General features: G+C 74.9%; 17 protein-coding genes. 9 read left to right on the forward strand and 8 right to left on the reverse strand.

Annotated elements, in window-relative coordinates:
• Window positions 1-12 precede the first annotated feature (12 nt).
• Together ACZ6KO_RS26000 and ACZ6KO_RS26005 are read left to right on the forward strand one after the other, a co-directional pair.
• On the forward strand, window positions 13-1,116 hold the full coding sequence (locus ACZ6KO_RS26000) for a helix-turn-helix domain-containing protein (protein ID WP_469306422.1): 1,104 nt from the start codon (window positions 13-15) through the stop codon (window positions 1,114-1,116).
• 123 nt (window positions 1,117-1,239) lie between these two features.
• The gene (locus ACZ6KO_RS26005; protein WP_469306423.1) at window positions 1,240-2,253 is read left to right on the forward strand and encodes an MBL fold metallo-hydrolase; all 1,014 of its coding nucleotides are present in this window, start codon (window positions 1,240-1,242) and stop codon (window positions 2,251-2,253) included.
• Window positions 2,254-2,283: 30 nt separating this feature from the next.
• On the opposite strand, the gene ACZ6KO_RS26010 is transcribed toward ACZ6KO_RS26005, so the two are convergent.
• The 7 genes from ACZ6KO_RS26010 to ACZ6KO_RS26040 form a co-directional block, all read right to left on the reverse strand.
• Complete coding sequence (locus tag ACZ6KO_RS26010; RefSeq protein ID WP_469306424.1) at window positions 2,284-3,681, reverse strand: DUF7824 domain-containing protein; 1,398 nt, start codon at window positions 3,679-3,681, stop codon at window positions 2,284-2,286.
• A gap of 57 nt (window positions 3,682-3,738) precedes the next feature.
• Entirely contained in the window at window positions 3,739-4,209 is a 471-nt protein-coding gene (locus ACZ6KO_RS26015) for a hypothetical protein (RefSeq protein ID WP_469306425.1), read from the reverse strand.
• A 201-nt stretch (window positions 4,210-4,410) separates the two neighbouring features.
• Window positions 4,411-5,025 carry an NAD(P)H-dependent oxidoreductase gene (locus ACZ6KO_RS26020; protein WP_469306426.1) on the reverse strand — a complete coding sequence of 205 codons (615 nt, stop codon included), beginning with the start codon at window positions 5,023-5,025 and terminating at the stop codon, window positions 4,411-4,413.
• 112 nt (window positions 5,026-5,137) lie between these two features.
• Entirely contained in the window at window positions 5,138-5,698 is a 561-nt protein-coding gene (locus tag ACZ6KO_RS26025) for a hypothetical protein (RefSeq protein WP_469306427.1), read from the reverse strand.
• Window positions 5,699-5,811: 113 nt separating this feature from the next.
• Complete coding sequence (katG, locus tag ACZ6KO_RS26030) at window positions 5,812-7,998, reverse strand: catalase/peroxidase HPI (RefSeq protein WP_469306428.1); 2,187 nt, start codon at window positions 7,996-7,998, stop codon at window positions 5,812-5,814.
• A 168-nt stretch (window positions 7,999-8,166) separates the two neighbouring features.
• Entirely contained in the window at window positions 8,167-9,732 is a 1,566-nt protein-coding gene (locus ACZ6KO_RS26035) for a DUF4139 domain-containing protein (RefSeq protein ID WP_469306429.1), read from the reverse strand.
• An 8-nt stretch (window positions 9,733-9,740) separates the two neighbouring features.
• Complete coding sequence (locus ACZ6KO_RS26040; protein ID WP_469306430.1) at window positions 9,741-11,864, reverse strand: DUF4139 domain-containing protein; 2,124 nt, start codon at window positions 11,862-11,864, stop codon at window positions 9,741-9,743.
• A gap of 303 nt (window positions 11,865-12,167) precedes the next feature.
• On the opposite strand from ACZ6KO_RS26040, the gene ACZ6KO_RS26045 reads away from it, so the two are divergent.
• The 4 genes from ACZ6KO_RS26045 (at window position 12,168) to ACZ6KO_RS26060 (ending at window position 15,824) form a co-directional block, all read left to right on the forward strand.
• Entirely contained in the window at window positions 12,168-12,437 is a 270-nt protein-coding gene (locus ACZ6KO_RS26045; RefSeq protein ID WP_469306431.1) for a hypothetical protein, read from the forward strand.
• Window positions 12,438-12,788: 351 nt separating this feature from the next.
• Window positions 12,789-13,001 (forward strand): MbtH family protein, encoded by a 213-nt coding sequence (locus ACZ6KO_RS26050; protein ID WP_469306432.1) that lies wholly within the window; start codon window positions 12,789-12,791, stop codon window positions 12,999-13,001.
• A complete protein-coding gene (locus tag ACZ6KO_RS26055; RefSeq protein ID WP_469306575.1) occupies window positions 12,929-14,479 on the forward strand; it encodes an amidohydrolase in 1,551 nt (516 codons plus the stop codon). Before ACZ6KO_RS26050 ends, ACZ6KO_RS26055 begins: the two co-directional genes overlap by 73 nt.
• 157 nt (window positions 14,480-14,636) lie before the next feature.
• Entirely contained in the window at window positions 14,637-15,824 is a 1,188-nt protein-coding gene (locus ACZ6KO_RS26060; RefSeq protein WP_469306576.1) for an FAD-dependent oxidoreductase, read from the forward strand.
• Between the two features lie 25 nt (window positions 15,825-15,849).
• Here the strand turns inward: ACZ6KO_RS26060 and ACZ6KO_RS26065 are convergent, their stop codons facing one another.
• Window positions 15,850-16,740 carry a hypothetical protein gene (locus ACZ6KO_RS26065; protein WP_469306433.1) on the reverse strand — a complete coding sequence of 297 codons (891 nt, stop codon included), beginning with the start codon at window positions 16,738-16,740 and terminating at the stop codon, window positions 15,850-15,852.
• A 124-nt stretch (window positions 16,741-16,864) separates the two neighbouring features.
• On the opposite strand from ACZ6KO_RS26065, the gene ACZ6KO_RS26070 reads away from it, so the two are divergent.
• The 3 genes from ACZ6KO_RS26070 to ACZ6KO_RS26080 all read left to right on the forward strand — a co-directional run bounded on the left by ACZ6KO_RS26070 (window position 16,865) and on the right by ACZ6KO_RS26080 (window position 20,931).
• Complete coding sequence (locus tag ACZ6KO_RS26070; protein WP_469306434.1) at window positions 16,865-17,449, forward strand: MepB family protein; 585 nt, start codon at window positions 16,865-16,867, stop codon at window positions 17,447-17,449.
• Between the two features lie 360 nt (window positions 17,450-17,809).
• Window positions 17,810-18,553, forward strand: a complete 744-nt coding sequence (locus tag ACZ6KO_RS26075; RefSeq protein ID WP_469306435.1) for a beta-phosphoglucomutase family hydrolase — start codon at window positions 17,810-17,812, stop codon at window positions 18,551-18,553.
• A complete protein-coding gene (locus ACZ6KO_RS26080) occupies window positions 18,550-20,931 on the forward strand; it encodes a glycoside hydrolase family 65 protein (RefSeq protein ID WP_469306436.1) in 2,382 nt (793 codons plus the stop codon). Before ACZ6KO_RS26075 ends, ACZ6KO_RS26080 begins: the two co-directional genes overlap by 4 nt.
• Window positions 20,932-20,946: the final 15 nt, after the last annotated feature.

Here is a 20,946-nt window from a genome sequence, read left to right on the forward strand (position 1 = left end):
TATCCTTCTGCCATGGAGGCACTGGCCGTTCGGCTGTCAGGACTGGATCCGTACGTGGACGGCGCGATCCGCATCGTCACCTTCTACGACACCCTCATGCGACGCCGGGTGGACCTTCCGGCGCTCGCCCGGGCGTCGGCGGGCCTGGCGGAGTGCGTCGCCGGGATCCGGCTCCACGGCACGGGCCGGGCCACCCGCGTCGCCCCCGACGGCCGCCCGGCCCCGGACGGCCGGCAGGCTGCCGACGGCCGGCAGGCCTCCGGCACCCCGGACGCCGCGTCCGCCACGGCGTCCACGAGCGCGTCCACCACCGCGCCGATCACCCTCGACGAGGAGGAGATCGGCACCGTGTGGCTCGAACGTCCCGGCCCGCCCCACCCGCTCGACGACGTCCTCCTCGAACGGCTCGCCCTCGCCGTCGCGGCGGCCGTCGAACGGTACGGCCCGGCCCGCACCACCATGGCCGACCCCGCCCTCGTCGAACTGGCGATCAGCTCCGACGGCGACGAGGCCGCCCGCGCACGGGCGTTGCGGCTGCTGGGGTTCGCCGCCGCCCAGCCGGTCCACGTCGTCGCCGTCCGCACCCGGCTCCCGCTCGACCGGATCGGCGCCCTCGTCTGTCCCGCCCGCCCCGTGAAGGCGGCGCCCCTCGCCGGCGTCGGCGTCCTCCTGGCCGGCGCCGTGGACCCGGCCCGGTTCCCGGCGGACGTCCGCGCGGGCATCGGCACCGCCGGCAGCCCCGACCGGTCGTGGCGGCAGGCCCGTACCGCCCTGCGCTTCACCACCCCGCGCGAACCCGTCGTCCGCCACGCCGACCTGGGAGCACTCGCCCTCCTGGCGGAGATCCCCCAGGACGCCGCCCGCGACAACGCCGACGTGGCCGCCGTCGCCCGGCTGGCAGCCGACCCGGAGGACCTCCGGACGCTGGACGCCTACTGCGCCACCGGCTCCCTGCGCCGGGCCGCCGACCTGCTCCACCTGCACCACAGCAGCATCTCCCGCCGCATCGAACAGATCGCGAAGGTCCTGGACATCGACCTCACCGGACCCGCCGGACCCACCGGCCTGACCCGGGCCCGGCTCGCCCTGACCGCCTGGCGGCTGCTCGACGACTGAGGCCGCCGCACCGGACGGCGCAGCTCACGCCCCCCTCCGGCGCGGAAAACCCGGAGCCCGCCCGCGACACCGCCCGCTACGATCGGCCCCTCACCCGATCCCGGCGGTCCGACGGAGGCACCGATGACCCAGGCCGTCCAGCCCTCCCGGGCCGCCGAGGCTCTCCCGGCCTCCGCGCGGACCCCCGCCCACCCCGAACGGCTGGAGCGGGGCCACCCGTTCCGCCAGTGGAAGACCTGGCGGATACCCGGCACCGAGTTCACGCTCACCGGCTACTCGCGCGCCAACGACAAGACGTTCTTCCACATCCCCGAACTGCGCTGCGCCCTCGACGCCGGACTGGCGGAAGGCCGGCAGCCGGAGACCGTCTTCCTCACCCACACCCACCACGACCACTCCAAGGACCTCGACTACCTCGCCGCGCGCCCCGGCGGTGTCGACATCCACCTCCCCGCCGCCGCCCTGCCGTACGTGGAGACCTTCCTGCGGGCCTCCGCCGAACTGAACCACGGCTCCGCCTACGACCCGGACCTCGCCGCGGGCTGCCGACTGCACGGGGTGCGCGGCGGCGACGAGTTCACCTTCGGCCGGCGCGGGCACCACGTGCGGGTGGTGGACTGCGCGCACAAGGTGCCGTGCGTGGGCTACGCCTTCTCGGAACGCCGCAAGGCACTGCTGCCCGCGTACGAGGAGCTGCGGCGCACCCTGGCCGCCGAGGGGCGCGGCGCCGAATTCGGCCGGATCGTGGCGCAGCGCCGCGCCGAGGGCGCCGAGGTCGAGGAAGAGGTGCGCAGGCCGCTGTTCGCCTTCCTCGGCGACACCCACGTGAGCGTCTTCGAGGACCACCCCTGGCTCTTCGAGTACCCGGTGATCATCACCGAGTGCACCTACCTGGACGACGCCGAGCTGGAGCGGGCCGACCGGGTCGGCCACACCGTCTGGAGCCGGCTGAAGCCCGTCGTCGAGGCACACCCCGACACCCTCTTCGTCCTCACCCACTTCAGCCTGCGCCACTCCGACACGGACGTCCTCGCCTTCTTCGGCGACGAGCGCGAGCGGCCCGCCAACGTCCTGCTGTGGGTGCACCCGGACAGCCATCTGCCCGAACAGCACCAGCACGGCGGTCCGCACGGCTGACCGCCGCCGCCCGCCGCACCGGTCGCCGTGTCAGTGCCCGGCCAGGACGTCGCGCAGCCGCCGGGCCTCCTTGAGCAGGATCGACGACCCCGGCCGGCCGGCGAGCGCGGTCACCTCCGGCAGCTCGCCACGGGCGCCCGAGCACCGCGCGGCGTCCGCCGCGACCGCCAGCAGCGCACCGTGCGCCTGCGGCCTGGTGTGCGCCAGCAGTCCCGGGAGCGCGTCGGCCAGGACCGCCCAGACCCCCGCGGCGCCCTGCGGCGCGTCGGCCGCCGCCCGCAGCGACTCCGTCAGCAGCGGCACCTTCAGCGTGCCCAGCCCCACGAGTTCGGTGAGCTCCCGGCCCAGCAGCTCCCCGTCGAGCCGGCCGCGCGCGGCCAGCAGGACCAGCGCCCGTACGGCGGCCTCCCGGTCGCCCTGCGGTATCGCGGCGAGCCCGTACGCGACGGCCAGGTGCACGGCGGGCCCCGCCGGGCCGTCGGCCGCGGCCAGCGCCTCCAGGAAGGCGGGGGCGCCCGCGCCGTTCTGGTCCGCCGCCGACGCGACACCCGTCAGCATCCGGGCCGCGGCGATCTCCGGGTGCCGGGGCAGGACGGCGACCATGTGCGCGTCCCGCCCGTCCACCAGGCTGTAGTGCGGACAGGGGATGCCCGGCTCGAACTTCCGGAACATCGACCAGAACTGCCGCGGGAACGCGCCGCGCCCCTCGATCGCCTCGTGCCCGACCAGGATCCGGCGGCCGATCCGTGCTCCCCGGCGCCTGCTCGGACGCTCGGGCACGCCACGCTCCCGCTCACGCCACCCCTGCGGCGCGGGCAGGCCGCCCTGCCGCAGCCAGTCGACCACCCGCGGCCCCTCCGGCAGGTCCAGCCGCTCCGCCGCTCGCAGCACATCGGGATCGACCGGGCCGCCGCAGCGCAGCAGGGCCTGCCCCAGGTCGGCCGGGCCGGGCCGGACGCCCAGCCGCCCGTACGCCGCGAGCCGCTCGACCAGAGCGTGCGGCTCCACCAGACCGGCCGGCCCGCTCGGCACGGACAGCAGGAACGGGACCGGATCGCCCGACCGCAGCCGTGCGGTGACCTCGGCCATGCGCGCGCCCGCGACGAAGTCCAGGGCCATGTGCTGGCACACTTCCAGCCAGCCCGCCCCGGGCTTCTCCCGGGCCTCCCCGGCCCGTATCGGCTCCCGCGCGGCGGCGACGACCCCCGCGAGGCGCCGTACCGGCAGGTCCGGCCGTGCCGCGAACGCACGCGGCACGGACTCCAGAGCAGCCGTGAGCGCCGCCCTGTCCCGGTGGCCGTGCACGACCAGGGCGCCCAGCAGGCGCTCGAACGTCTCCACGCCGGGGTCCCGGCGGCCGATCAGCACGGCCGCGACCTCGTCGGCGAGCGCACCGGGTGACGGTGCGGCGAATTCCCCCTCGATCATGTGGAGCAGGCTAGACGGCGCCACTGACAACGCCACCCGGCCGGCCCCGGCCGCCGCTCAGTAGCGCAGGGCGGTGCCCGTCTCGGCCTTGACGTCCCCCGACAGACTGCGGGTGCTGCGCGCCGTGCCCTGCCCGGTGGCACCGGCGGCGACGTCCGCCACGGTCACCACCACCGTGTCGAGGAGGTTCCCGGCGGTGTCGCGGAAGTTGACCTGGACCGCGAACGACTTCTGGTCCGGGGCGGTGTTGGACACCGTGACCGGCACGGTGCTGCGCCCGTCGGCGTCCTGCGACACGGCCCCGAGCTTCACGTCGGACTTCGCGTTCACGCCGTCCTTGACGCTGTCGAGCTTCTTCTTCGCCTCGGCCGCCGCGGCGTCCAGCTCCGCACCCACCGACGCCACGGCGGACGCCGCCTTCGAGGCGACGCCCCCCGGCGTGGTGTCGCCCGAACAGCCCGCGGTGCCGAAGGCGAGGACCGCCACCACGGCGACGACGGGCAGGCCGGGCCTGCGCACACGGATCATCCAGGGCCTCCACGGGTTCCGGGCGGCCGGCACGCGCCCCACGCGCGCCCGCCGCCCGCGGACGGGACGTCAGCAGCCTCATCATGACCTCCCGCACCGCCCCGGACGCCGACCCGCCCCCGACACGCCGACAACTTCCGCCACCCCGGCGGCCCGCCGGCGTGGCGGGGCGGGGCCGGCCCGGGCCCTGCGGGAGAACCGTCAGGCCGGGGTGGCGCCGGCGGGGACCAGCAGGGCCGCGGCCTGGTCACGGGCCTGCCGCAGCCAGGACGCACGCGTCTCGTCGGTGGAGTCGCCGACCGTACGGAAGACGACCCGCCGTACGTCGTCCACCCCCACATACGGCAGCACGCACGCCGACCAGATCCGCTCCAGCGGATCCCCGAACTCGCTCTCCTCGCGCTCCGCCGGCGTGTCCGAGGTGTTCAGGACCAGTGCCCGGCCGGCCCGCAACAGCCCGGCGGGCTCGCCCGCCGCGGTGCCGAGCTTGTACGCGACGCCGGGCGCCAGGACCCGCTGCACCCAGCCGGTGAGTACCGCGGGCGGCATGCCCCACCAGTTGGGGTGGACGAACACCAGGGCGTCGAGCGTCGGCACTTCCGCCTGGTGCAGGGCCACCTGCGCGTCGGAGGCCTGCTCCGCCCCCTCGACCGTCCCCGTCTCCCCGGCGGCCAGCGCGGGATCGAAGCCCTCGGCGTACAGGTCGTGGGCGAGTACGTGGCAGCCGCGGTCGCGCAGTTCGGCCACCACCGCGTCGAACACGGCGTGGTTGAAGCTGCCCGGCCGCGGATGTGCGAGATAGACCCCTGCGCGCATGATGCGTCCCCCGTAGACGTGCGTGGACGGACCGGCGGGGACACCCCCGCGGCCGACGATCTCCGCCGAGCCTACGGCTTCCGCGGCGGGAGCGCGGCTTCCCGGTGGCGCGTCAGTCCGTCCCCAGGAACGGGGCCAGGGGGTCCTCGGCGAGCGGCAGCGGCGCCGCCAGGGCCGCCTCGTAGTCCGCGCGGTCGAAGACGAGGGTCCCGAGGGGCAGTTCGCCCCACTCGGGCCGGTGCGGCTGGTGGAACCCCGACCAGGTCACCGTGCGCGCCGTGACGGTGACGGTGGCGAGCAGCGGCCAGCAGGCCGCGATCCCGCACGTGCAGCCCAGGAGCGTGACCGCGCCGCTCGGCGCGTGCCGCAGCTCCGGTTCCGCGTCCCCCAGGAAATGCGCCCGGGCCCGGTCCCCGTCCAGGTCCAGCGGCGCGTGCTGGCGGAGGAGGAACTCCTCGCGCTCCCGCGCGGTGTCGTCGTCCGGGTCGAGCTCGAGCGCCCACAGCTCGCGCGTCGCCCGCGCGACGAGGACGCGCAGATCGGTGCCGTCGACCAGGATCCCCCACACGGACGGTCCCGTCCCGTCGAAGCCCGGGAGCCGGAGGAACTCCACCTGGTGCGGGCCGGGATCGAGGACGGTGTCGTACGGGTACGGGCTGCTGTGCGGGGTCATGCCCCCATCCTGCGCGGCCCGGCCGCCCGGGGCCAGCGGATTGCGCGCCGGAGCCTCCCCCTGCCCGCGGCCGACGCGGCCCGGTCCGCCGTACGGCGGACCGGGCCGCGGGTTCAGCGCAGGTCGAACCGGTCCAGGTTCATCACCTTGTCCCACGCCGCCACGAAGTCACGGACGAACTTCTCGCCCGCGTCCTTCGACGCGTAGACCTCCGACAGGGCGCGCAGCTGGGAGTGCGAGCCGAAGACGAGGTCCACGGCCGTGGCGGTCCACTGGGCCTCGCCCGTGACCCGGTCCCTGCCCTCGAACACGTTCTCTGCCGTGGCCGACGCCTTCCACTCCGTACCCATGTCGAGCAGGTTCACGAAGAAGTCGGTGGTCAACGCCTCCGGCCGCTCCGTGAGCACGCCGTGCCGGGAGCCCTTGAAACCGGTGTTCAGCGCCCGCATGCCGCCGACCAGGACCGTCATCTCGGGGGCGGTCAGCGTCAGCAGGTTGGCGCGGTCCAGCAGGAGGGTCTCCGGCGACAGCTTCTCGCCGGCCCGCAGGTAGTTGCGGAACCCGTCCGCCCGGGGTTCGAGCACGGCGAACGCCTCCGCGTCGGTCTGCTCCTGCGCGGCGTCCGTACGCCCCGGCGCGAACGGGACCGTGATCTCGTGCCCGGCGTTCTTCGCCGCCCGTTCGACGGCCGCGCACCCGCCCAGCACGATCAGGTCGGCGAGCGACACCTTCACCGCACCGTCCGAGCCGTTGAACTCCTGCTGGATCTCCTCGAGGGTCCGCAGCGCCTCGGCCACCTCGGGCAGGTCGTTGACCTCCCAGTCCCGCTGCGGTGCCAGCCGCAGCCGCGCCCCGTTGGCCCCGCCGCGCTTGTCGGTGCCGCGGAAACTCGCGGCCGCCGCCCACGCGGTGGTGACCAGCTGGGGGACGGACAGTCCCGAGCCGAGGATCCGGCTCTTGAGGGCCGCGACGTCCGCGTCCCCGACCAGCGCGTGGTCCACCGCGGGGACCGGGTCCTGCCACAGCTGCGGCTCGGGGATCCACGGACCGAGGTAGCGCGAGAGGGGACCCATGTCACGGTGCAGCAGCTTGTACCAGGCCTTGGCGAACGCCGTCGCCAGCTCGTCAGGGTTCTCGTGGAAGCGCTTGACGATCGGTGCGTAGACAGGATCCAGCTTCAGCGAGAGGTCCGTCGTCAGCATCATCGGCGCGTGCCGCTTCGCCGGATCGTGCGCGTCGGGCACGGTGTCCTGGGCCGACGGATCCGTGGGGGTCCACTGCCGGGCGCCGGCGGGGCTGGTCGTCAGCTCCCACTCGTACCCCAGCAGGTTGTCCAGGTACCCGTTGTCCCACGTCGTCGGCGCGGTCGTCCACGCGCCCTCGAGCCCACTGGTGAGCGCGTCGACGCCCGCGCCGCTGCCGTGCGTGTTGTGCCAGCCGATGCCCTGCTGCTCCAGGGGGGCCGCCTCCGGTTCCGGGCCGATGTACGAGGGGTCCACCGCACCGTGGCACTTGCCGAACGTGTGGCCGCCGACGATGAGCGCGACTGTCTCCTCGTCGTTCATCGCCATGCGCCCGAACGTCTCACGAATGTCCTTCGCGGCGGCGACCGGATCCGGATTTCCGTTCGGCCCCTCCGGATTGACGTAGATCAGTCCCATCTGGACGGCACCGAAAGGACCGGTGAGTTCTCTGTCGCCCCGGTAGCGTTCATCCCCGAGCCAGGTGTCCTCGGGACCCCAGTAGACCTCGTCGGGCTCCCAGATGTCCTCCCGCCCGAATCCGAAACCGAATGTCTTGAATCCCATCGAATCCATCGCGCAGTTGCCGGCGAAGACCAGCAGATCGGCCCAGGAGATCCGCCGTCCGTACTTCTGCTTGACCGGCCACAGCAGACGACGCGCCTTGTCCAGGCTCGCGTTGTCCGGCCAGCTGTTGAGCGGGGCGAAGCGCTGCGCGCCGCTGCCGCCGCCGCCCCGGCCGTCTGCGATGCGGTACGTGCCCGCCGCGTGCCAGCTCATCCGGATGAAGAGCGGTCCGTAGTGGCCGTAGTCCGCGGGCCACCAGTCCTGCGAGGCCGTCATCACCTCGAACACGTCCCGCTTCAGCGCGTCGACGTCGAGGGCCGCGAATTCCGCCGCGTAGTCGAAATCCTCGCCCGTCGGGTCGGACATGGGCGACTGCTGGCGGAGAACCTGAAGGTCCAGCTGATTGGGCCACCAGTCCTGATTCGTCCTGGGGCGCGTCGCGGTGGGGGCCGGGGAGGGGATTGCGGGGTTCTCGCTTTCGCTTCCGGACACGTCCGCCCTACTTCCTGTCTGGGTCGTTCCTTGTGCTGGCGTCCGTATGGTCGCGCACCACGGACCGCACCGCTAAGAGAACACGCAGGGCTTGCGACAGGGAAGAAAAGGCGAATTCCCCGGGGTGTCATGATGATCCGAGGAATTCGCCGTGCGGTGTCCTACGGTTCAGAGCCCGACGACCTTGGCGCTCGCCGACAGTTCGTAGACCAGCGTGATCGTACGGCGGCCACCCGGCGGGAGCGTGACCTCCCAGCGGACGATCCCGTCGGCGTCGACCGCGCCGGGCGCCGGGGAGCAGGCGTCCTCGCGTACCCGTACGGTCACCGCCGACACCTCGGAGACCGGGATCCGCTCCCGGACGACGACCACCCGCCTGCCCCGCTCCCCGGGGGCGGAGAACCGCGACAGGTGCAGCCGGACCGTGCGCGTGACCACCGTCCGCTGGCTGAGCGCGGCGCTCTCGCGGGACTCCTCGGTGTCACGGACCACCCGGTGGTCGTCACGGCTGCCGAACGCCAGCTCGAACGGAGCGCCGGGCGCGGTGAAGTCCAGCGTGCCGCGGCCGACGAACCCGCTCCCGCGGACCAGGTCGACGGGGCCGGCGAGCAGCGCGTGCCCGGACCGGTTGTCGCCCCGCACCACCTCGGTGACCAGCGGGGACAACTCGGGGGAGCAGGCGTACTCGCTGCGCGCGGACGTCGTGAACGCGGAGAGCGGCACCCGGTGGGCGCGGCCGTCCCCGGGCACGGACACCGGCGCCGGGGCTTCGAGCACCCGCGCCTCGCCCCCGTCGTCGACCCCCGGCAGGCCCGGCACCGGGGCCGCCGCCGGCCCGAGATCCCCGATCTCCTCCTCGCGCAGCTCGACGTCGACCGTACGGCGCTCGGCGGCGGACCGGTCCTTCAGCGTCAGCCGGTCCTCGCGCAGCCGCGGGGGATCGGTGGCCAGCGCCGACCGGGCCGTGGACAGCGTCAGCCGTACCCCGGACCAGTCCTCGCCGGTGCGCTGCCAGACCATCGCGTCGGTCTCCAGCGTCAGGCGGTCCCCGTCGAACACGGCCCGGTAGGCGGGCCGCCACAGGGCGCAGGGGGTGAGGTGGCTCAGGCGCAGCCGGGCCGGTCCGGCCGCCGCGCTGTCCACGGTCAGCTCGATGTGGCCGACCAGTTCGGGGGGTTCCTGCTCGGCGAGGCCGATGGCCCGCCGGGCCTCGCCGAGTTCGACCGTGACGGCGGCCGACCGGGCCTCGCAGGCGCGCAGTTCCTCGCCGTACCGGTCGCGCTCGGCGTCCACCCGGTCCAGTTCGCGGGCCCAGCGCGGCCCCTCGGACTCCCCGGAGCCGGCGCCCTCGGCGATCTCCCGCAGCAGATCGGCGGCGAGCCGTCCGAGCAGGTCGAGCCGGGCCCGCAGCCGGTCGCGCCGCTGCTCGAGGCCGCGCCGCTCCTCCTCCAGGAGGTGGACGCGGTGGCGCAGGGCGGAGTCGTCCTCGGTGGGAGGCAGCGGTCCGCGCGGGGTCCACGCGCGGACGATCCGTACGTCGAGCACGCGGGCCTGGTCGCCGGCCAGCTCGGCGTGGAGCGTACGGTCGACGGCCAGCGCGCTGACCGGCCCGAGCCGCAGCCGCTGGACCCCGGCCGCGAGGTCGAGCACGGCGGTGCGCTCGACATGGGCGCGGTCCTCCAGGCAGGTGACGGCCGTGACGGGCAGGGGAAACGGCTTCTGGTCCGTGGACATGGGGTGCGTCAGCTCCTGCGGTTGCCGTCGACCAGGGACTTGCCGGCCGGGATGCGGATCTCGTAGCGGCCGTCGAGGGCGGCGTCGCCGCCGGCGGGCAGCTCCACACGCCACACACGGGTGCCCGGCGCGTGCCGCTCCGGCCCCGTGCCGGTCCCGGGGGCCGTCCAGTCGGCCCGTTCCTCGATCCGGACGTCCGGTTCCGACGTGACGGGCACGCGCTCGCGGACCTCGACGGTGACGGCCCGCGCGAGGCGGTTGGCCAGTTCCACGTGCACCCGGTGGTCGAGCACGGTGATGTGGTTGCGCAGGCCCGCGGTCGACTCGTGCAGGTTGGTGCGCCGGGTGACCCGGATGCCCTCGGCAGGTCCGAGCCCGACCCGGCGCACGCCGCCGGGGGCGAGCGTGGGCAGCGCGGCGGTCAGCAGGAACTCGTCGTCGACGGTGACCTCCACCGGCCCGGCCAGCAGGGCCTGGTCGGTGGCGTTGGAGAGCACCAGCGTGGCGTACACGGTCGGTTCCACCGACGGTACGCACAGGTACTCGGTGCGCAGCCCCACCGGGATCCCGGTGACCGTGACGGTGTGCCAGGTGCCGTCGGAGGGGATGTCGGCGCGGGCGGCGGCGTCGTAGCGGTGGTCGAAGGAACCCGCCGACGCGCGGGGCCGTACGGCGTGCCCGGGCAGGGGCAGCGCGGCCACCGTCTCGGCGCGGCGGCGGTGGCCGTCCGCCACCGGGTCGGCGCCCGCGCCCGGGAACAGCCGGCCCCGGCGGTCGCCGGCCTCGTCCGGGCCGCACAGGACGAGCCCGGTGTAGTCGAGTTCGGCGCCGCTCGGCCGCGGCGGACCGGCCGGCGGCAGCGCGGGCGCCGGCGGCATGGCGTGGCCGGGGGCCGCCGGGGCCATCGGAGCCGCCTGAGCCGGGGGAGCCATGGCGGCCGCAGGAGCCAGGGGAGCCGGGGGAGCCATGGGGGCGGGGGTTCCGACAGGGGCTCCGGCGGGGCCGCCGGTCCGTGCCCGGCCGCCCGGCCGGGCGGGCGCCGCCTGCGGGGCCGCGGGCGGCACGGCGCCGAACCCGCCGCCGGGCACCGGGAGCGGGCCGGCCGGAGCGCCGTACCCCAGCGTGGCCGGCGGCGGCACCGGCGCGGGCACCGGCCGGGGCGGTGGCGGCGGGGGAGCGGCCACGGGCGTCGGCGGGCCCGGCCGCGGGCCGGCCGCACGGTACCCGGTGAACAGGTCGGCGAGTCCCGCCGGGGGCTCGCGCCAGCCGGACGGCGGGAGGTCGGGCTGGCGGCGCCCGATCCGGACCGACCCGAGCCGGGGCAGGCCGGTACGGCGCCGCAGGTCGGCGGTGGCCAGCGCGACGCGTACGCCGGTCCAGTCCTCGCCGGTGCGCTGGGCGACCGAGGCGCGCAGCACCAGGGTGCCGGTGTCCTCGCCCTGACGGTGCGTGAGCCGGTACGCCGGTACCCAGACGGCCCCCGGCACCCCGTACTCCAGTTCCACCTCCACCTCGGTGTCACCCGTGCCCGTGCCGTCGAGAGTCAGGGCCGCGCAGACCGTGGTCGCCACGTGCGCCGGGGGCGCGGCGGTGGAGGCGCGGGCGAGCCGGTCCGAGGCGACGCCGAGTTCGTGCTCGGCCTGGCGCAGCGCGTCCTCCAGCTCGACGAGCCGGGCGTGCAGCGCCGTCAGCCGTGCGTCGACGAAGTCGGCGAGCTCCAGCCAGGCGTCGACCGGGGTGCGCCGGTGCGGATCGCCGTCCGCACGGGCGGGCGGCACCGGACGCAGTGCCCCGACCTCCTCGATCAGGACCCGCTGCCGGTCCCGGCGCCCCTGGGCCGCCGCACAGGTCTCCTGCAGCCGCTCGACCTCGTGCCGGAGCGAGTCGGGCACCTCGGCGGCGACCGGCTCGGCCTCGAACTCCACGCGGGCCTCGGTGACGCGCGCCCCGGGCACACCCAGGACCCGGGCCCGCAGGGAGCCCGGTTCCAGCGAGCGCGGCAGTCCCGTGACCCGCACCCGCCCGTCCGGCGGCACCGTGCCCCGCGCCAGCCGGCGGCAGACCGCGCCCTGCGCGTACACCACCACCGCGTCGAGGTCCGACCGCCACCCGTGTGCTCGTCCCGCCGTCATGCGCCGCCCCCGCCCCGCCCGTCCGTGCCGGGCCAAGCCTACGCCCGAACGGCTCCTCCCGGTCGCCCGTCGGCCGCGGGGCCGACGGCTCCTCAGGGCCGGTGGACCGGCCGTCACCGGGTGCGGGCGGCAGCGGGCTGCTCTAGCGTCGAACGTGGAGGGGAAGCCCTGCCGAGCCGGTCCGGGACGGGTCCGGGCCCTGGTGCGGCCCGTCGGCCGCGTGCGCTCGGCGCCGTTCCCACGCGGGTCCGTCAGCCTCGGGTTCCCGGGCCGCGCGACGATCCCGGAGAGCAGGTGCGTCCCATGCGCACGTCAACCCGTTCCGCAGGCGTTCTCGCCGGACTGGTCCTCGCCCTCGGGGGCGCGGGCTTCACCGTGCCCGCCGCCCACGCCGACGTCACGGCCTGCATCAACGTGGTCGAGCGGGAGTTGCAGGGCGGTGAGGCCCCGCAGGCCGTCCGGATGGCCTGCGAGGCCGCTTCCACCGGCGCGCACGAGCAATGCGTGAACGCGCTGAGCAAGAACTACGTGAGCGACGGGACCGCGGCGTCCGCCTGTACCGTGGCGCCGTAGCCGTAGCCGTAGCCGTAGCCGTAGCCGTAGCCGTAGCCGTAGCCGTAGCCGTAGCCGTAGCCGTAGCCGTAGCGGCAGGGGCATCGGGACCTCGGCGTACCAGCAGTCCGTCACCCCCAGCGGCGCAGCGGGACCGGATCCGGCCAGCTCTCGAAGCCGACGGCGGGCGCCGGTCCCCGGCTCGGCCGGCAACCCGTAAGCGGCGAAGGGCCGTTCCGCGCCGGTTGCGCCACCGGGGCCGGTCTCGCCCGGACGCATGGCGGTCTCCTTGTGAGCGGCACGGCGAAGGGCTACGCTCGTCGCGTTAAGGTGAGCCTAACCTAATTGCTTCGTTCCCGGGAGGCGCCGACCGTGAGCACCAACCCCTTCGACGACCCCGAAGGCCGCTTCCTCGTCCTGGTCAACGACGAGAACCAGCACTCCCTGTGGCCCTCCTTCGCCGAGGTGCCCGGCGGCTGGCGCATCGCCTTCGCCGAGAACACCCGCCAGGCCTGCCTGGACTACGTCGAGGCCAACTGGACCGACCTGCGCCCCCGTTCCCTCGCCCGGTCGATGGACGGCTGACGGCCCCCGGCGTCCCCGCACCGCCGCCGGAGACACACCACCGACGCCAGGGCGCCACGGTCCTCCCCGGGTTCATCGACGCCCATGTCCACCTGCCCTGGACCGGATTCAAGCAGCACACCCCGAGCATCGCCGGCCTCACCCGGACCGACGACGTGCTCGCGGCCGTCGCGGACGCCGTCGCCCGCGGCGGCGGGCCCGGCAGTTGGGTGAGCATCGTCGGCTACGACCAGCGGCCCCTGGGGCGCCACTTGACCGCCGCCGAACTCGACCGCGTCAGCCAGGGCCGCCTGCTGTACCTCCTGCACGAGTCCGGGCACGGCTGCGTCGTCAACACCGCCGTCCTGGAACGGCTCCCCGCCGGCGTCCCGCACGACAACGGCTTCCTCGCCGAAGGTGCCATGGGAGCCGCCCGCGCGCTGCGCCTGCCGTACTCCCAGGAGGAGCTGGCCGAGGCGATCGGACGCGCCGCCCGCACCTGCCTCGCCGAGGGCGTCACGGCCTGCGCCGAGGCCGGCATCGGCGGCACCCTCTTCGGCCACAGCCCGGTCGAGCTGGGCGCCTACCAACTGGCCCGGGAGAAGGGGCTGCTGCCGCTGCGCGTGCAGCTCATGGTCTCCGCGGACCGGCTCTCCCCGGTCACCGCGCACACCGCCGACGGCATCCCCCGGGCCCTCGACCTCGGCCTGCGCACCGGCTTCGGCGACGACCGGCTCTCCGTGGGCGCGCTCAAGATCTACACCGACGGCGGCATGATGGCCCGCACCGCCGCCCTGAGCGCCCCGTACGAAGGACTCGACCACGGCGGGCAGTTGCAGGACGACCCCGACGCGCTCACCGAGACCATCGTCGCCGGCCACCTCGCGGGCTGGCAGCTCGCCGTGCACGCCATCGGCGACCGTGCGGCCGACCTGGCCCTGGACGCCCTGGAACGGGCCCAGCGGCTGCGGCCCCGCCCCGGCGCCCGGCACCGCATCGAGCACGCCGGCCTGATCCGCCCCGACCAGCTCCCGCGCTTCGCCCGGCTCGGTGTCAGCGCGGTCGTCCAGCCCAGCTTCCTGCGCTCCTTCGGTGACGACTACGCGGCCGTCATGGGCGAGCGGCGGGCGCCGTGGCTCTACCGGGGCCGGGCATTCCTCGACCACGGCATCACCCTGGTCGGCAGCTCCGACCGGCCGGTGGCGGACGGCTCCCCGCTGCGCGCCGTCCAGTTCATGGCCGAGCGCGCCGCCGAGTCCGGCCGGCTGATCGGTCCGGACGAGCGCATCACCGTCGACGAGGCCCTGCACGCGTACACCGTCGCCGGCGCGTACGCCTGCCACTGGGAGGACAGCGCGGGCACCCTCACCCCGGGCAAGCGCGCCGACCTCGTGGTCCTCGGCGACGACCCGCGACGCGTGGACGTCTCGCGGATCGGCGCCATCGAGGTGGTGGCGACGTACGTCGACGGCCGCGAGGCGGGCAAGCCGGCGGCCTGAACCGGTCGCTCGGGCGCGACGCGTCATGGCGGCTACGGTGCCCGCCCGGCCCGGTGCGGTATACGTCCTGAAGGGGCGCACCCGATGCCCGCGAAGGGAATGGTTTGCCGTGGAGGAGCGAACGACCGCTTGCGTGGTGGGGGGCGGGCCCGCCGGAATGGTGCTCGCCCTGCTGCTGGCCCGGGCCGGGGTGGACGTGACCGTGCTGGAGAAGCACGGCGACTTCCTGCGCGACTTCCGCGGCGACACCGTGCACCCCTCCACCCTGTCGCTGCTGGACGACATCGGCCTCGCCGAACGCTTCGCCCGGCTGCCGCAGCGACGGGTCACCTCGGTGCAGCTGCCCATCGGCCAGGACCGGTCCCTGGTCACCGTCGGGAACATCGGGGCGCTGCACGGCAAGTACAACTACATCGCCATGGTGCCCCAGTGGGACCTGCTCGACCTGCTCGCCGACGAGGGCCGCCGCGAGCCCGGCTTCCACCTGCGCATGAACACCGAGGCGACCTCCTTCCTCATGGACCGCGGACGGGTCACGGGCGTGCGCTACCGCACCGCGGACGGCGCCGCCGGCGAGCTCCGGGCCACCCTCACCGTGGCCTGCGACGGCCGCGGATCCTTTGCCAGGACCCTGCCCGAACTCGGCCTGGAATCCTTCCCCTGCCCCATGGACGCCTGGTGGTTCCGGCTGCCGCGCCACGAGGACGACCCCAGCGGGCTCGTGGGGGCCCTGGGGGAGCGGTTCTTCAGCGCGCTCATCGACCGCGGCGACTACTGGCAGTGCGCGGGCCTGATCCCCAAGGGATCCGACGCCGCCCGCCGCGCCGAGGGCCTGGACCACTTCATGGCCCAGTTCGCGGCCGCCGCCCCCTGGCTCGGCGACCGGACCCACGCCCTCACCTCCTGGGACGACGTCAAACTGCTCGACGTACGGCTCGACCGGCTGCGCCACTGGCACCGCCCGGGGCTGCTGTGCATCGGCGACGCCGCCCACGCCATGTCACCGGTCTTCGGCATCGGCATCAACCTGGCCGTCCAGGACGCGGTGGCCGCCGCCCGCTACCTCGTCGGCCCGCTGCGCGCGGGCACGGTCGGCCTGCGCGACGTACGCCGCGTCCAGCACCGCCGCTGGCCCACCACCGTGCTCACCCAGCGCCTGCAGCGCCTGGCCCACACCCAGGTGATCGAACCCCTGCTGGCCGGCCGCACCGCGTTCGGCAACCCGCGGCGTGCCAAACGCCTGACCGAACTGGTCACCGACTCCCGCTGGCTGAACCGCGTCCCGGCCTACTTCATCGCCTACGGCGCCCTGCGCGAGCGCCCCCCGGCCGAATCCGTCCGCTGATCGCGGCCGCGGCCGGCCGCCGGCGTCACCCGGTCTGCGGCGGGGTGTCCTTCGGGATCGTCCGCGTGCACGGTACGGAACCGCGCTCGCCGTCCTGCGACCTGAAGACGACCTTGACGCTGGTGGCGCCGCGCAGGCTGACGTCGGCCGTCGCGCGGCCCGTCTTGTCCGCCGTGACCCGCGGGCCCGGTTCCAGGTCCAGCGACTGGCCCGGCCGCCACCCCTGGAGCGTGACCTTCACCCGGGTGCTCGGGCGCAGACCGCTCTGCGGGGGGCCCTGCACGGTGCAGGTGCCGGTCTTCGTCCGCCCGGGCTGCGTCCCGGTTCCGGCGTCACCCGTGCACGGCACGCTCTCCTGCTCGGCCGCCCCGTAATAGATCTTGGCGGGTACCCGTTCCGGCGGGAGCGGCATCTCCATGGGATCGGCTCTGACGAGGAAGCGCCCGTTCTGCCCGGCGGCCAGATAGAGCGTCTGGCCCGCGGCCCACCCGGCGAGCCGCACCAACACCCTCGGCGCGCCGTCGGCGGCGTTCGGGGCCTTCGAGAGGGTGCAGGTGCCGATGGTCGCCGGTTGCTGGGGCTGGGGCTGGGTCCGGGGCTGGGGCCCGGGCACGCACGGCACGCTCTGCGTCCCCTCGGGGCCGTAGTAGACGGTCTTGGGCGTCTCGGGTGTCACGAAGCCGTCCCAGTGCCCGCTCCCGTCCATCACGACCGGCGTGGCCTTGCCCGCGCTCAGGTACACCGTCTGCTGGGGGTCCCAGCCCGTGAGCCAGATGGCCTCGCTGGTGCCGGTCCCCACCACGGTGCACGTGCCGACGGTGACGACGCCCGGGGGCGCCGCCGGTGCGGCTGCGGCTGCGAAGGGTGAGAGCGCTATCGAGGCCGCGCATGGCGCGGCCAGGAGGGCGCGGCGCATCCTGCGATCCATATCGCCTCCCGCGTGCTCGTCCTTCCACCGTAGGACGCTCGCCCGGCGCCCGCTCCCCGGGCCCGCACGGCGCGTGCGGCCGCCCCGCCGCGGCCTGTGGCAGGGTGGACGGATGGCGACGCAGCACGAACACCCGTCCGATACCTCTTCCGTCCCGTGGTCACGGGGCGCTCCCGTCCACGCCGACCTCGCCGCCGCGAAGGCGCTCGTGTACGACCCCTGCGGGTTCACCTGCTCCCGGCCGGTGCCCGAGCCCGAGAGCGCCGAGTACGCCGCCCACGCGTTCACCCTCGACGGCCTCGCCGTCCGGTTCCGCGCGGCGCGGACGACGCCCACCAAGGCCGGCCAGTTCGTCACCGTCTGGCAGCGGTCCGAGGCCGGGCCGATCCGGCCCTTCGACGTCACGGACCCCGTCGACCTGTTCGTCATCAGCAGCCGCGACCAGGGCCACTTCGGCCAGTTCGTCCTGACCAAGGACGCCCTGCGCCGGCACGGCGTCGTCTCCGCCGACGGAACCGGCGGCAAGCGCGCCTTCCGCGTCTACCCGCCCTGGGTGGCCGCCCCCAACCGCCAGGCCGAGCGGGCACAGGCCTGGCAGCGGGAGTACTTCCTGCCCGTGCCCGAGGACGGGTCCCTCGACCTGGACCGGGCCCGCGCGCTCCACCGCGCCGCCGGCGGGCCCGGGCCCGGACGCTGACCGGGCGCGGGCCCGGGCCCGGGCGCTGAAGGCCGCGGGCGGCCACCGAGGACCGGCGGCGCGCGCGTTGCTCCGAACGACACGCCCCCTCAGCCCCACGGGGGACCGCGCGCCGCCGACCGGCGCCGCGGTCCGCACGGGCCGCCGCCCGCTCCTAGGCCGTCTCTTCCGGATCTTGCTCCCCCAGCTACCGCTGGGAGGTGCCCCCAGTTAAGCCCGCGTCGTCCGGTGCCGTGCATCGCAAGGCGGAGAGGCTCCCGATTACTGGACGTCCTCGGGTGCCTCGACAACGCGGCGAGGTGCGGTGCCGGACGGCGCGGGTCAGGCAAGATACGGAAGAGACGGCCTAGCCTTGCCGGCATGCTGGGACTTCCCGACCACGTCACCACCTGCCTCTTCGACCTCGACGGCGTGCTCACCCGGACCGCCAAGGTCCACGCCGCCGCGTGGCGGCAGATGTTCGACGACTACCTGCGTCGGCGCGCCGACCGCGAGGGCACGGCGTTCGTCCCCTTCGACCCCGTGCGCGACTACGACGAGTACGTCGACGGCCGGCCGCGCGAGGACGGCGTGCGCACCTTCCTCGCCGCCCGCGGGATCACCCTGCCCGAGGGCACCGGCGAGGACGGCCCCGACCTGGAGACGGTCCACGGGCTGGGCAACCGCAAGAACGACCTGGTGCTCCGCGTGATCCACGATCAGGGCGTGGAGGCGTACGAGGGCTCGGTGGCCTTCGTACGCGCCGCCCGCGACGCGGGTCTGCACCGCGCCGTCGTCTCCGCCAGCACCAACTGCCGCGACGTGCTGGCCGGGGCCGGCATCGAGGACCTCTTCGAGGAGCGGGTCGACGGCATCACCGTCACCGAGCAGGGGTTGCGCGGCAAGCCCGCCCCCGACAGCTACCTGGCCGCCGCCCGGCTCCTCGGCGTACCTCCCGGGGAGGCCGCCGTGTTCGAGGACGCGCTGGCCGGCGTCGCGGCCGGCCGGGCCGGCGGCTTCGGCTTCGTGGTCGGCGTCGACCGCACCGGCCAGGCCGCCGAACTGCGCGAGCACGGCGCCGACGTCGTCGTCACCGACCTCTCCGACCTCCTGGACCGCGGATGATCACACACGCGAGCTTCGCCACCGAGCCCTGGCAGCTGCGGGAAACCAGCCTCGACCTCGACGTCCTCGCCCAGAGCGAGTCCGTCTTCGCCCTGTCCAACGGCCACCTCGGCTGGCGCGGCAACCTCGACGAGGGCGAACCGGGCGGGCTGCCGGGCGCCTATCTCAACGGCGTCCACGAAACCCACCCCCTGCCCTACGCCGAGGCCGGCTACGGCTACCCGGAGTCCGGCCAGACGACCATCAACGTCACCGACGGCAAGATCATCCGGCTGCTCGTCGACGACCACCCCTTCGACCTGCGCTACGGCGAACTCCGCTCCCACGAACGCGTCCTGGACTTCCGTACCGGCGTCCTCGGCCGGACCGCGGAGTGGACCACGCCGTCGGGCCGGACCGTCCGCCTGACCTCCCACCGACTGGTCTCCCTCGCCCAGCGCGCGGTCGCCGCGATCGCCTACACGGTCGAAGCTGTCGACGGACCGGCCACCATCGCCGTGCAGTCCGAGCTCGTCGCGGGCGAACAGCTCCCCGGTGTCTCCGGCGATCCCCGCGTGGCCGCCGCCATCGACCGCCCGCTCCGCCCCGAGGAGCACTACGCGCACGGCACCCGGCTGCGCCTGGTCCACTGCACCGCCCAGAGCCGCCAGCGCGTCGCCGTGGCCGCCGACCACTTCATCGACGGCCCCGACGGCACCACGTACGCGGCGGAGAGCGAACCCGACGTCGCCCGCCTGACCGTCACCGCCACCCTGGAAGCCGGCGAGCGGCTCCACCTGGTCAAGTTCGTCACCTACGGCTGGTCGGCGGAACGCACCCTGCCCGCCCTGCGCGACCAGGTGGAGGGCGGGCTCGCCGCGGCCCGCAGCACCGGCTGGGAGGGACTGCTGGAGGCCCAGCGCGCCTGCCTGGACGACTTCTGGAACGACGCCGACGTCGAAGTGGAGGGCGACGAACAGGTACAGCAGGCGGTGCGCTTCGCCCTCTTCCACCTCTTCCAGGCCGCCGCCCGCGCCGAGCGGCGCGCCCTGGCGGCCAAGGGCCTCACGGGCACCGGCTACGACGGCCACGCCTTCTGGGACACCGAGTCCTTCGTCCTGCCCGTCCTCACCCACACCGCGCCCCACACCGTCGCGCCCGTCCTGGAATGGCGCCGGGCCACGCTCCCCAGCGCACTGGAACGGGCCCGCCAACTCGGCCTGAAGGGCGCGGCCTTCCCCTGGCGCACGATCAACGGCGCCGAATGCTCGGCGTACTGGCCCGCCGGCACCGTCGCGTTCCACGTCAACGCCGACATCGCCGCGGCCGCCGAGCGGTACGTGGCCACCACCGGCGACCACGCGTTCCACCGCGGCGCCGGACTCGACCTGCTGGTGCACACCGCCCGGCTGTGGCGCTCCCTGGGCCACTTCGACGCCGACGGCGCCTTCCACATCGACGGGGTCACCGGCCCCGACGAGTACAGCGCCATCGCCCGCGACAACCTCTACACCAACGTCATGGCCCGCAAGAACCTCCTCGCCGCGGCCGACGTGGTGGAGCGCTACCCCGACCGGGCGCGCGAGCTCGACGCCGACGGGGCGGAGGCGGCGGACTGGCGGGAGACCGCCGCCCGCATCGTCCTGCCGTACAACGACCGGCTCCAGGTGCACGAGCAGGCCGCCGGCTTCACCGACCAGGCGCCCTGGGACTTCGAGGGCACCACCGAGGACCAGTACCCCCTGCTGCTGCACTTCCCGTACTTCGACCTCTACCGCAAGCAGGTCGTCAAACAGGCCGACCTGGTCCTCGCCATGCTGGCCTGCCCGGACGAGTTCACCGCCGAGGAGAAGGCCCGCAACTTCGCCTACTACGAGCCGCTGACCGTCCGCGACTCCTCGCTCTCCGCCTGCTGCCAGGCCGTCCTCGCCGCCGAGACCGGCCACCTCGGCCTCGCCTGGGCCTACGTCCGCGAGGCGGCGCTGATGGACCTGGACGACCTGGAGCACAACACCCGCGACGGTCTCCACATGGCCTCCCTCGCGGGCACGTGGATCGCCCTGGTCGCGGGCCTCGGAGGGGTACGCCGCCACTATGCCCTCCCCGCCGCGCCGGGCCCGCACGGCGCCCGGGCGGAGGCACCGGTACGGTTCGCCCCGCGCCTGCCGCCCTCCCTGACCCGGCTCGCCTTCACGATCCGCGTCACCGACCGCAGGCTCCACGTCGACATCGGCGGGACGACCACCCGCTACACCCTCCTCGCCGGAGCGCCCCTGACCGTGGTCCACCACGGCACGACCGTGCCCCTCACCCCGGACGACCCGGCCGAGCTGCCCGTACCGCCCCTCGTCGAAGCCCCCGCGCCCGGCCAGCCCAAGGGCCGGGCCCCCCGAACCTGACCGGGCCGCACCACG

The sequence above is a fragment of the Streptomyces sp. NPDC042102 genome (assembly GCF_055582305.1).